Source organism: Microcystis sp. M_QC_C_20170808_M9Col (assembly GCF_007095495.1).
GTDB lineage: Bacteria > Cyanobacteriota > Cyanobacteriia > Cyanobacteriales > Microcystaceae > Microcystis > Microcystis aeruginosa.
Window position 1 is genome coordinate 14,521 of sequence record NZ_SFBZ01000321.1, and the last position, 12,533, is coordinate 27,053.

General features: G+C 40.5%; 10 protein-coding genes and 3 pseudogenes. 2 read left to right on the top strand and 11 right to left on the bottom strand.

Annotation, left to right across the window (positions count from 1 at the left end):
• Nucleotides 1–31: 31 nt before the first annotated feature.
• The 3 genes from EWV68_RS20425 to EWV68_RS20435 form a co-directional block, all read right to left on the bottom strand.
• A complete protein-coding gene (locus tag EWV68_RS20425; protein WP_079205988.1) occupies nt 32–448 on the bottom strand; it encodes a RidA family protein in 417 nt (138 codons plus the stop codon).
• A 125-nt stretch (nt 449–573) separates the two neighbouring features.
• A complete protein-coding gene (locus EWV68_RS20430) occupies nt 574–1,077 on the bottom strand; it encodes an endoribonuclease (RefSeq protein WP_287170867.1) in 504 nt (167 codons plus the stop codon).
• On the bottom strand, nt 1,067–2,179 hold the full coding sequence (locus EWV68_RS20435; protein WP_287170868.1) for a DUF262 domain-containing protein: 1,113 nt from the start codon (nt 2,177–2,179) through the stop codon (nt 1,067–1,069). Before EWV68_RS20435 ends, EWV68_RS20430 begins: the two co-directional genes overlap by 11 nt.
• Before the next feature lie 90 nt (nt 2,180–2,269).
• Here EWV68_RS20435 and EWV68_RS20440 point away from each other — a divergent pair.
• Nucleotides 2,270–2,457, top strand: a pseudogene (locus EWV68_RS20440) (hypothetical protein); the annotation flags it as partial.
• Here the strand turns inward: EWV68_RS20440 and EWV68_RS20445 are convergent.
• The 3 genes from EWV68_RS20445 to ileS form a co-directional block, all read right to left on the bottom strand.
• Nucleotides 2,455–3,666, bottom strand: a complete 1,212-nt coding sequence (locus EWV68_RS20445; RefSeq protein WP_287170870.1) for a ParA family protein — start codon at nt 3,664–3,666, stop codon at nt 2,455–2,457. The pseudogene EWV68_RS20440 and the gene EWV68_RS20445 sit on opposite strands and share 3 nt — an antisense overlap.
• Before the next feature lie 10 nt (nt 3,667–3,676).
• Nucleotides 3,677–4,099: a hypothetical protein gene (locus EWV68_RS20450; protein WP_287170871.1), complete on the bottom strand. Its 423-nt coding sequence runs from the start codon at nt 4,097–4,099 to the stop codon at nt 3,677–3,679.
• A 103-nt stretch (nt 4,100–4,202) separates the two neighbouring features.
• Nucleotides 4,203–7,061 carry an isoleucine--tRNA ligase gene (ileS, locus tag EWV68_RS20455; RefSeq protein ID WP_287170873.1) on the bottom strand — a complete coding sequence of 953 codons (2,859 nt, stop codon included), beginning with the start codon at nt 7,059–7,061 and terminating at the stop codon, nt 4,203–4,205.
• 209 nt (nt 7,062–7,270) lie between these two features.
• Between ileS and EWV68_RS20460 the strand changes: the two genes are divergently transcribed.
• The gene (locus tag EWV68_RS20460) at nt 7,271–7,843 is read left to right on the top strand and encodes a Uma2 family endonuclease (RefSeq protein ID WP_287170874.1); all 573 of its coding nucleotides are present in this window, start codon (nt 7,271–7,273) and stop codon (nt 7,841–7,843) included.
• Nucleotides 7,844–7,993: 150 nt separating this feature from the next.
• Here EWV68_RS20460 and EWV68_RS20465 read toward each other — a convergent pair whose 3' ends face one another.
• From EWV68_RS20465 to EWV68_RS20480, 5 genes and pseudogenes are all read right to left on the bottom strand, one after another.
• The gene (locus EWV68_RS20465; RefSeq protein ID WP_061431677.1) at nt 7,994–8,725 is read right to left on the bottom strand and encodes an undecaprenyl-phosphate galactose phosphotransferase family protein; all 732 of its coding nucleotides are present in this window, start codon (nt 8,723–8,725) and stop codon (nt 7,994–7,996) included.
• Nucleotides 8,726–9,512: 787 nt separating this feature from the next.
• Nucleotides 9,513–10,304 (bottom strand): HpsJ family protein, encoded by a 792-nt coding sequence (locus EWV68_RS20470; protein ID WP_287170875.1) that lies wholly within the window; start codon nt 10,302–10,304, stop codon nt 9,513–9,515.
• A 59-nt stretch (nt 10,305–10,363) separates the two neighbouring features.
• A pseudogene (locus EWV68_RS22000) lies at nt 10,364–10,576 on the bottom strand (hypothetical protein); the annotation flags it as partial.
• Nucleotides 10,577–11,070: 494 nt separating this feature from the next.
• Nucleotides 11,071–11,796, bottom strand: a pseudogene (locus EWV68_RS20475) (RRXRR domain-containing protein); the annotation flags it as partial.
• 218 nt (nt 11,797–12,014) lie between these two features.
• Entirely contained in the window at nt 12,015–12,335 is a 321-nt protein-coding gene (locus EWV68_RS20480) for a P-II family nitrogen regulator (RefSeq protein WP_061432771.1), read from the bottom strand.
• Between the last annotated feature and the right edge of the window lie 198 nt (nt 12,336–12,533).

The following is a 12,533-nucleotide window of genomic DNA, read 5'->3' on the forward strand; positions in this document are numbered from 1 at the left end:
AGGTTAGGGTGGGCATTGCCCACCTTAATTTTTAGGCTAAAGCGGCAATACATTCTATTTCCACTAGCACATCTTTGGGAAGACGGGCCACCTCCACACAGGCCCGGGCCGGGGCAGTTTCCGGGGGGAAATAACGGGCATAAACTTGATTCATCGCCCCGAAATTGGCTAAATCCGAGAGAAAGACGGTAGTTTTTACCACATTTGACCAATTAGCCCCAGCAGCAGTTAAAATGCCCTCTAGATTGGCCATAACTTGTTCGGTTTGGGTGCTAATTTCCCCGGAGACGATTTCACCCGTGACGGGATCTAGGGGAATTTGTCCCGCAACAAAGAGAAAAGGACCAGGAGCGGCGATCGCTTGATTATAGGGACCCACAGGGGCCGGAGCTTTATCAGTACGGATGACCTGATTATTCATGGGCAGGATAGTTAAAAAAGATGACATTGAATCAATTGAATATTTTCCCAGTTTTTCGATCGCTTGCAGTTAATTTTCGCCGGTTAGGGGATTTAATTTTGACTGATTATCTTTGTCGAAGGTGCGCTAAAAGCGATTGTACGAGAAATAAGTCAACATTTATGACGATGCAATTCTGCATCTAACTCTGTTAACAAAGCATATATTCTATCAAAATCACGTTTAGTTTTAGAAGGAGCGTCATAGGTTCTCAAAGTACCTGTAGTATGACTATGAGCCGCTGTATCGCGACTCTTTTTTAGATTACCAAGATCACTTTTTAAAGCACTGATTTTACCAGTGTTTTCTAACTTTTCTTCGATTTTTTCTAATGTTGCTAAACCAATAACCATCATCAACATTTTTCTAAAAGCTTCATATTCAAAACTATAAGTATTGCCAATAGTCTTATCGATGAATTTTTGGTTAGCTTCGGACTTTAAGCATCGTTTAGCACATCTTAAAACTATATCATCCATAGTTTCCTCGATCCAGCCACATAATTCTATAAGAGCTAGTTTGGAATAAGAAGAAGTTTTTTGATTATCAGCTGTAGGGTCATTATAGAGTTGATCAAGCCAGTTTAACGTCTTGAGTAAATAATCTTTAGTAATCATTACCAGTAGATGAAAAAATTTTGATAGATGTATTAATTCTCTCTAAAGCCTTATCTTTTTGATAAATACCACTAGCTAAATTTTTAGTCAAAAATGGTTCAGATTTTATTAATCTAGAATACTTGTCTTGTAATTCACCATTGGAGAGATTGACTAAAGTATCTAAATTCTTGGCAACTCCTAAAAGAATTCCCTCAGCAATAACTTTACTGGTTTTGCTCATCGGTCTTCCTTTGAAGATTTTATCATAAATCAAGTCAACGGTTTGCTTAAATAATTCATCTTTATCTTGAATAAAATCTGCGTGAGCAAATCTATGTTTATACATATAATCATTTAAAAATCTGATCAATTTCCCCTTGTAGTTCTGGTATTCATCATAAAAAGCAAAGAAACGAAGCACTAATTCTTCATCTTCAAATCGAGATGCTTTTTGCTGCTCTCGATCCATCAGCAAAAGCCAGTTTTCATATTGAGCGCATTTTTTTAAAAAACTATTAAACTCGCCATTATAGATACAATTTCTGATCTCCTGATTATTGAGTTTTACTCCACCGGTATTTAAGCGATGGAAAATGGTAAAAATATAATTATTATGAGCTTTTTTGCTGGAGTCATAGCGAATCGCCGTGATGGGAATAGTCATATTTTCTACGCGTTCATATAATTCTTCATGCTGAGTTTTTATTTCCTCAACTGTTCTTCCAGAAATAGACGAATCTACATCGGGTAATTTTGATAGCCTCCAATCTTCAGTAGTTAAAAATTTGACGATGGTATTAATTCGTTGTAATCCATCGATGATATAGCGTTTATCTGTCTTATAGTCAAGACTAATACACATACTAGGAATCGGTAACTGTTTCATTAAACTATCAATAAAACGAGTTTGTTGTGGAACATTCCACACCACATCTCTTTGAAAATCTGGATCGATAACCAATTGTTTTTTTTGATACATTCTAACTAGATCAGAGCAGGATCGCTGCTCATTGTAAGCAATAATATCTACAGGAGGAAAATCCACATCATCTTCTTCCTCTAGATACTTTTCTTCTTCGGCTGCTAGTAATTTCTCTTCTTGACTGAGATAATTAACCATAATTTTTATCCCTCCTAATATTGCCAATTCAAAAATGAAACGCACGACTCCTTAAGAGTTGACAGAAAAAGGCTCATCAGGTACTGTCTGATCAATACAACAACAGATCAGACCCAAAAACGAAGCCGCCAACATCTTAACATAGAACAAAGAAACTTGCTCTATCAACTTGGTCAAGAGGGAAATTTATCTCAATGGCAAATGGCAGCTGGGATGTCATCAAAGCACTACCAAAGCGAGAATTAAGAAGGAATCAAGGTTCCCTCGGATGCTATCTACTGAAAATTGGTATCTTCATCGATTAAGTTAGCAATGGGAGTATAATAATCCAGTAATCCAGTGACAGGATAACGGTCTGCTAGAGCGATCGAGGGAATATAAGGTATGATTAGATAGTCTTCTGAATCTATATCTAAATCATGATCGGTAGTTTCATCTATATCTATATTTTTGTCAATATCCTTTTGTAAAATTTGCCAAGCATGAATAACTTTAGTTATTCCCGTATCACTTAAATCGGGAACGGGTGAAAAAACAAAATTAAGCGAAAGTCGGACAAAAGAAGTCAAAGATTGCAAAAGAAGCTCGATTCCTTTTTGATTTTGTTCGTTAGGAAATAAAAAAATAATTGCTTCGTTGGCTGCCTGTAGTAAAGATAAAGCTCCCCATTCATTGATTCCAGTACACGAATCTACTAAGATAAGATCAGGTTTTAACTGATTTTGAATCTCTCGACTAAAAGTTGACCAGAGTGTTTCCCCATTATCGAGAATTGTTGTTGCTCGCAGATCATCAACTTTAGCAATGTAATCAAGACTCAAATAACCCGCAGGAACAATAAATAGTCTTCCCGTTGCATCGGGAATATTAACTTCTCCAAATATTTCAGTGATATTAATCTTTGCTTCTACACCTTCTGGTAAATAGGATTTTTCATAAAAATAGTCCACAATTCCGTATTTCGGTGAGGGATTTAAGGGAAAAGCTGTGCTTAACCCCGGTGCTTCTAAATCCAAGTCAACAGCTACTACTTTACGACCTCGCATCGCTAAAATCCAAGCAACATGAATTAAAGCAGTTGTCCTACCTACTCCCCCTTTAAAAGAATAAAAAGTTACGGTTCTAGGAAGACAAAGTTCGGGAGAAGACGGTGATTGATTTTGTGGATTAGCTGACCACAAGGCTAAATCTTGCCAAGTGTGAATTGATTTTTCGTCCAGAAGTTGTGGAGCTTTTAGATCGAGAGAGGCTGCCTCCTGAATAGTATATAAAGATATAAAACCTAAAAATTTATGCTGTTGTCCTATGTCATTTTTAACTGCTTCTATTCGCTGAGTTGTTGATAAATTTTCAAACTTATCACTGACGATAGTTATATTCAAAAGTCCAGCAGTAGATAGATTGAGATCAACCCATTCTTGTGCTTCTTTTTGAACATATATATCTGTTAATTTTTGTTTCAGTGATCTTAACCAAGTTTCTGACATAACTATCTCCTTAAAGTTGAGTAGCTTGTTTCTGAAGCCATTGTTTCAGACCTGTATAAGCTGATAACCACTCTTTGTATTTATCGTCATTCGGTTCACTGCTGGAATAACGCATATCTATAAAATTTTGACTAGGATTTTCTACTATATTAATCCATTTTATCACGTCTGGATAATTTTGAACTCTCGAATAGAGACGATTATTACTTTTTAGAGCAGCTGTCAAACTGTGACCCGGATTAGTTATGGTATGTCCAGGGTTATTGGAATCAGTTTTCCATTCTTGACTGGATGCCGAAGCTAAGATCATAGATTTCAGCAAACATTCGATCGTAATACCTCCAAAGTGCATAGCAGCTATTTTCCTATTAGATCGATCAAGTATTTCTGTATCTCGATGACGTTGTAAAAAAGCTGATTGGTAATCTTCCATCCCTAATTATCTATTCCATAGAGTTAATACCTGTGAATAAGTTTTTAGCTGAGGATTAAACAAGGGTACTTTATTAAACAATAAAGCACCCTTTTAGTTTAGCTTAGAACTCTCCTTTTAAAGCGGCATTACAGCGCTCGCAAATAGTGGGATCATCGGCAAATTTTCCCACTTGAGTGGAATAATTCCAACAGCGATCGCATTTTTCGCCGTCTGCTTTGACAATTCCCACCGAAACAAAGTCCGATTCTCCTTTATATTCTGCGGTTTGAATCGCGCTAATATCACTGACTAATTCCACTTGAGAGGAGAGAAATAGATAACGCAATTCATCGACTTTATTCCCCGTTAAACTATCACAATTGTTGAATAATTCTAACTCCTGTTGTAAGGTTTCATCGGGAACATAAAGTAAAACTTTTGCCTCTAAAGAAGCACCGATCGCCTTATCATTTCTGGCAGTTTCCATCACCTTATTAACTTCGGTGCGTAGCTGCCGGAATTTCGCCCATTTATCGGCCAATTCGCGATTATTCCAAGCAGGATCGATGTTTAGCCATCCTGACTCAAATACCGATAAATAAGGAGTTTTGTAGGGGAGAAATTGCCAGATATCTTCCGCTAGATGAGAGAGGACAGGAGCGATCGCTTTAGCGAGATTTTCTAAAGCAATAGCATAGACTGTTTGACAACTGCGACGACGGAAAGAATTAGGATCAGAAATATATAAACGATCCTTAGCGATGTCGATATAAAAGTTAGATAAATCGACAACACAAAAATTCTGTACCGTCTGAAAAAAGCGGAAAAATTGGAAACTTTCAAAAGCTGCCGTAACTTCCGTAAACACTTCCGAGATCCGATGTAACATATAGCGATCAATCTCCGGTAGCTCTTCATAAGCTACCGCATCTTTAACGGGATCAAAATCATTTAAACTCCCCAGTAAAAACCGAGCAGTATTACGGATTTTATTACGGATATCTACCAACTGTTTAAGAATATTTTGACCGATATTCACATCATTGGTATAGTCCACCGAGGACACCCATAACCGAATCACATCCACCCCATAAGCGGGTTCTTTTTTCTGGTCTTTACCACCATTAATGATCACATTAGGATCGATGACATTACCCAGAGATTTACTCATTTTTCGTCCCTGTTCATCCAAAACAAAACCGTGAGTTAACACCGTTTTATAGGGAGCAATACCATTAGCAGCGACACTGGTTAATAAACTCGATTGAAACCATCCCCGATGCTGATCCGATCCTTCTAGATACATATCCGCAGGATAACTTAATTCTGGTCGAGCATTAGCTACCGCATTCCAACTAGAACCAGAATCAAACCACACATCCATAGTATCCATTCCCTTGCGATAACTGCGACCATTATCGCGATAACTGGGAGGCAATAATTCCTCTACGGATAACTCCCACCAAGCATTAGAACCCTTGACCGCGAAGATAGCTTGAACGTGATTAATCGTCTCCTCCGTTAACAGAGGTTCATTCGTTTCTTCGTCATAAAAAACAGGAATAGGAACCCCCCAACTGCGCTGACGAGAGATACACCAATCGCTTCTTTCACTAACCATAGAAGTGATGCGATTCTTACCCGTTGCAGGAATCCAACGCACCGAATCAATTGCTTCTAAAGCTAATTCCCGGAATCCTTCCACGGAAGCAAACCACTGTTCTGTTGCGCGGAAAATTGTCGGTTTTTTGGTTCTCCAATCGTAGGGATATTTATGCTGATATGCTTCTTCTTTAAGTAACGCACCCTTTTCTGTCAGTGCTAAAATGATTGCTTCATTAGCATCTTTCAAGACATTTAAACCCGCAAATTGTCCCGCTTCTGCGGTGAAATTTCCCTGATCATCCACGGGAGAAAGTATCGGTAAACCGTAACGTTGACCGACGATATAATCCTCCTGACCATGACCGGGAGCAGTATGAACTAATCCAGTGCCGGAATCAGTGGTGACATAATCCCCACCGATAAGAATCGCACTTTCTCTGTCAAACAAAGGATGACGATATTTAGTGTGTTCTAATTCCAGACCTTTAACCGTTGCTTTAATCGTCAAAGTCGTGTTAAAAGTGTCGGCCAATTTTTCGACTAAATCCGTCGCTACGATTAGATAATTAGACTCGCTAGTTTCCACCACTGAATAGTTTAATTCTGGGTTCAATGCGACGGCCAAATTCCCGGGTAAAGTCCAGGGGGTAGTCGTCCAGATAGCCACGGATAAATTAGGCAAAAATGGCCTTAAAACCGGGGTTGAAACTGACGTAATCGGAAAAGCAACATAGACACTGCGGGAAGTGTGACCTTCGGGATATTCTAATTCTGCCTCAGCTAAAGCGGTTTGAGAACTAGGACTCCAGTGAACCGGTTTTAGTCCCCGATAAATATAACCTTTCAGGGCCATTTTTCCGAATACGGCAATTTGAGCGGCCTCGTATTCCGGTTGTAGGGTTAAATAGGGATTTTCCCAGTCTCCCCAGACTCCATACCTTTTGAAACCTTCACACTGTTCTTTTTGCGTTTGAAGGGCAAAATCGTGGGCTTTCTGACGTAATTTCACAGGGGTTAGACCCTCTTTTTCCGAGCTTTTGAGACTTTGTAAAACCTTCAGTTCGATCGGCAACCCGTGACAATCCCAACCCGGCACATAGCGCACTTTGTAGCCTTGCAGCAGTTTATATTTATTGATAATGTCTTTGAGAATTTTATTTAAAGCATGACCGATATGCAGTGACCCGTTAGCGTAGGGGGGACCATCGTGGAGAATAAATAATTCTTTGGGGTTATTTTGCGCTAATTTCTCGTATATTTGCTCATCTTGCCAGAATTTCTGGATTTCTGGCTCACGTTTGCTGGCATTTGCTCGCATATCAAAGTCAGTTTGAGGCAAATTAACGGTATCTTTGTAACTTTTAGCGTTGGACATTCTGGCAAACCTATGGATATCAATCGTTTTCGGGATTCATTCCTAAATAACGTCCCTTTGAGAGTCGTTATCTCTATTCTGTCACATAATTGTAGTATAAGTATTACAAGTGACAATCATTGATCTATCAGTCTACCGAGATTGAGTCCAAGAGCAATGATTCCGAAAGGCTATAATTCAGTTATTCGAGAATAGGGAGCATGAGGACCATGGTGACGAATCCTAATTTTTTTTATGTCTCTCCAGAAGTGTATCTAGAAGGGGAAAGAGTCAGTCCGATCAAGCACGAGTACCGAAAAGGACAGATTTATGCGATGGTAGGGGCAAAAAAGCCGCATATTGTCTTAAATACAAATCTAGCCACTTTATTGAGTATCCATCTCGATGATAGTCCCTGTCTTGTTCTCACTTCCGATATCAAAGTCCGGTTAGAGGAGGCAAATTGTTATTATTATCCCGATATTGCGGTGGTTTGTGACGAGAGAGAGATCAACAATACCGATGATTTTATTCTCTATCCCGTTCTGATTATTGAAGTATTATCGAAATCTACGGAATCCTTTGATAGGGGTGATAAATTTAGCGATTATCAAACCTGTCCCACCCTAAAAGAATACATTCTTATCCATCAAAACCAGATGAAAATTGAATGTCACCGTCGCGAGGATTCTGGAATCTGGAAAGAACAGATCTATGAAGCCGGGGATGCGGTAGAATTCACCACTGTAGGATTCCGGGGATCGATCGCTTCTATCTATCGCAAAGTCCCCGGTTTGGTATGATTACAATTCTTTTTTGACTTCACTTAATTACTGTCATAATCTTTCTCAAAAAAAGAGGAGAAAAAAGCAAGTTCTGCCCTTCTCTCCTACAGTCTAGCGATTAATTACATGGAATCAGCAGTGAGTAATTTTTAATTACTATTCACCGCTTTAGTAAGCACCGTTATTTTTGGGAAAAACCACAACACCGACAGTTCTGAAGATTACCCAGATATCGGTTAACCAGTTACGCGAATTAACGTAATACACATCCATCTGCACCCGCAGGGGATAGGGGATGTCATTACGTCCGGAAACTTGCCATAAACCAGTCAAACCGGGGCGAATAGTTAAAACTTTGTCGATGCGATTGCCATATTTCTGCAATTCTTCGGGAACTAAAGGCCGCGGACCGACGACGCTCATATCTCCTCGCAGGACGTTCCAGAATTGGGGAAACTCGTCTAAACTGGTTAAGCGGAGAAACTTGCCAATCCAAGTTATACGGGGATCGTCCTTAAGCTTGAAATTATCCTCGAATTCCGCCCGCAGTTGGGGAGAGTCTTCCATCAGTCTCTCCAATACCTTATCCGCATCCATTACCATAGTACGGAATTTAATACAGTTGAAATGCTGGAAGTTTTGACCGACGCGCTTCTGCACATAGAAGACCGGACCGGGGGAACTAATCGCGATCAATAAGGCTAAGATCAAATAAAGCGGCGAAAAGAAAATTAGAACCGATAGGGAGAAAACGATATCGAATAATCGTTTTGAGGTATCGCCGTCTAAAGCTATTAACCAAGATTTTTGATGCCGTCTACCGGAGACCGAAGGTTTGAACCCTCGCTTCATCAAAGCTTGTAGAGCCTTGACGGAGATAAGTTGGCTATTAGCAGTCATCTTACTCCTTCACATCACACACACCACACAGTACCCATGATAAAGCCACAAGACTGAAAAAACAAGTCTTCGTGACAATAACTGGCACTGGCCATTTTAGAGCCTTTGTACTGAAAAATCTCTAATTAGGGTTTGCGGCAAAAAGTTTGTTGGTGGGGTTAGGAGTCAGCAGTCAGCATTCAGGAGTCAGTAGTCAGAATTCAGGAGATTATTTTTATTTATTCTCCCCGCTCCCATCTCCCCCGCTCCCCGCTCCCCGCTCCCTTCTCCCCTGCTCTCCTATACCTTTTAAACAGGATTTAGTATTAAGCTAAGACGTATTTAAACCGCTTATTCTTAGATTAGCCGAATCTCCCCCCCTTGCCCTACCCCGACGTGGGGGTTGGGGGGTGTTGCCCTTTGCAAGAGTGCAAGAGTGCCTCTTGCCTCGTCTCAACAAGCAATTTAAATTACGAACAGCTTATAGGACGTTTTTGAACCACCAAAAATTAATTATGCAAGAGGTTTAATAAATAAAAGAGCATCATTTACTGATGCCCTGTGGCTGAATATTTAAGTAGTTACAGATTTAATCCTAAGGATGAAGTATGCTCTTGTGTGCGCTCGTCTCCTGACTCGGAGAATTCTGACTCCCGAAAACGAAAACTTTATACTTGATCATTAAGATATAGCGTTTCCCAATCTCATGAGGTACACCAAAATCTTAACTCCTGAATCCCGAATCCTGACTCCTCAAAACCTAAGACTCTGTACCTCACAACTATGGGAATTGCTATAAACCCCCTGCTTAGGCGGTGCGTTTTTTCATACTACCTAGTTCTCGAATGCCTAACCAACCGATTAAACTATAGCAAATCGATAGCAACATACTTTGAATACCAATTCTTAACCACTGTTTCAAAGCCTCCAAGTTAGCTTGGCTTTCTGCCTGTTTTCGTCGATCTTGCAGCTGAGTTTGTAGCTGATTTTTGATCTCATCTAATCGCTGTTTAAACTCCTTCGGTTTTTTGGATAAATCCCGTAAATTAGTTAATTGTTCTCTTTGTTGACGTAGGGTCTGTAACTGTTCCGTGTTGATCGGTTGTCCTTGGAAACGACCAGTTTCAATCACTTGAGTTCTCTGAGATATCTGCTGTTCTAATAGTTGGGGATTTTGCGATAGAGTATTTAACTGGGCTAAGAAAGCCTGAATTTGTCCCTCCCCTTGGTCAACACCCTGTTCAATTTGAGTCAAAGCGTTGTTTTTAATCTGGTTGATATTATTGATGTGAACGGGAATCATCAACAGAAAAACTAAGCCTAACAGTGCAGAAAGCCAAAAGATCGGCCGACGCAATTCAAACCGAGATTTTCTAGGAATGACATCTCTATTGTTAGCGTCAATCCAGTAAGCGATTAAAACGAGAACGATACCCAGGAGAGGAACAATTCCTCGATCGACAAAGGTGGTGACGAACCCTACCTGCCATTGGGATTGACTGAATCGATAGGGCAGCGGCAGGATAAACCCATCCAAAAGGAAGGAAATAATGAAAACCAATCCCGCTAATTTCAGGGACAAAGAAGTAAAGCTGTTCATCGAAAAAATGGGTCTGAAACCCCGCCCTTTAGCGATAGCGGAGGGCGGCTTTATATAAGTTAGTGAGAAACAATTAAACCGTTAGAACGACGAATTAACTGAATCTTGCTAACAGTTATCTGTCCCAATCGTTGACCATTGGTATCGCTTACAGATAGCTGTTTTTCGGTATCTCCACTAACATAACCAATTCCTTTGGGAGAAGAAACTAAATCTCCTTTACGGAACCCATGTCTTGTGGTAGAGCCACCATATTTACGTCGTTTACCACCTTACAACTATGTCTGCTTCTTCATTGGAGGGGAATATACCGATGATCGAGTGAATATGTCATGAATTTCCTGTTTTTAGTACATAATTAGATTATATCCAACATTCCGCAGGTCAGATTCCACTTCATAAATATCCCTCTTTGGGAGTATCTCATTTATGCAAGTGAGTAATTAGGGTTTGCTGAAAAAGTTTTTCTTGGGGGCAGGGTGTGGCCCCCCCAACCCCCCCGACATCGGGGGGGCAGGTGGGGTGTAGGGTTTTACCGATTTTGAAGGCAGGGAAAAAGTCCCTGAATTTTCCCCCCGATCACTCCCATATCTGGTACTTTTTGATTGACAAAAACTCTAAAAGTCTTAACCAACAAGGGTTTTACCATTATTCAGCCAGCCCTAATTATACTTGTCCCTAAAACTGGTTTCTAGCAAGGCTTTCAAAATAGCTTGACATAAAACCTGATTTAGGGGTTACAAAGGTGAGATGCTCCCTCCCTCTTAGCAATGCCATCGTTAGCATGACTTTCTGGTGATTGTTCTGCTTTATTTTTGGACTTTTCTAGTCGCAAATATTTTCTGAGATTAGAGGTTTGCCAACCAAAGCGAGTATGGACTTTTGCCAATTGAGATAGTTGCTCAATCGCCCATTTCTGTCTGACCATAACTGGCGAGAAACCTTTTCCAGACTTAGCTCCTTTTCTACTGGAAGTTAGATCAATATCGGTTTTGACATACTCAAAGTAAATGTCAGTAATTGGATAGATTTTGGTTAGTTCAGAAACGTCTCGAAGTTCAAGTTGACGATTAGCTCTGATTGAGGGAGCTAATTTTCCTTGTTTTCTATTTGAGAATCGTTTTTGTCGATGCGATCTTAGATTAAAAGAAAGTTGGCGGTTAATCCGTCTTTTTCTACGTCCTCTTCGCATTAAGCAGCGATTGTCTAGGCACTCTCTTACTCGCTTAAAAGGAAGTTCTAAGTGAGCCTTCCAAAGAGTAAAAAGGGAGGATTGAACGCCAATTCCAGAGAATAATTTACCCGGGTTAATACCAATGGCAATCGGTTGGGTTTTGTTATCGGAAGGTTCAGTGGTTAGCTGGACATAGAAAATATCTAAGTCGTTGAATTTACCGATAGCTTTTCCTTCCTTAATCCACCGCCTGGCCCGACTGGGTTTGGTGGGCATTAACGACTTTCCGTCTTTTGAGATAACAGGAACTCTTGCTATGGAGATAATCCTTAAGAGTGAAGTTAATGTCCCTTACCGCAACACAATCAAGATGTCTTGTCTAACAACGCTTTACCAATAAAGCTTAGAGGGAATCCGAACTAGGGAAGTATTCGGAAGTCTGTGCCAGATTGTGTCTCGATGCGGTAGTCTTTACTTGCGTCGCCTAAATTGGTCTAGGCAAGCTCAGTCCCTTTTAGGGCGGGGTTAGTGACGAATCAAATTATCTCAAACCCACTCAACGCTTCGACATTTTGTCGGAAAGCGATTAAAGCATGATTAGCTTGATACTCGACGAGACCAGAGAAGATCGCCTCCGAGACTTCCTGCGAGACAACGGTTTTGATCTCAATATTGGTGTTATAACCGACCATATCTCCCTGGCGGTTGCCGTGGCGACCTGCGCCCTGGGCTTGCGAGAGGGTATAGCCAGTTACGCCTAACTCTTGCAGCAGCTTGATCATGCGGTCTTGCAAGACGGTTTCACCAATGATGACAACCAGTACAGCCGGTTTAATGGGTAGGGATGAGGATGACATGGGCAACTCCTAAAATGGGTTTTTCAAAGACAATGTTATTGACATCCTCACCACGCTACTTTTTTAGGATGGTCGCGTCAATGGGGTTGACGCAGATAGCGAAAAACGCTTAATTGCTTAAGTCTGACACTTTCGACCCGTCCGTTTTGAGTGTCCGAATGCCGGACGGCCACTTTGAACAAGTCGAAAAAATCTCAT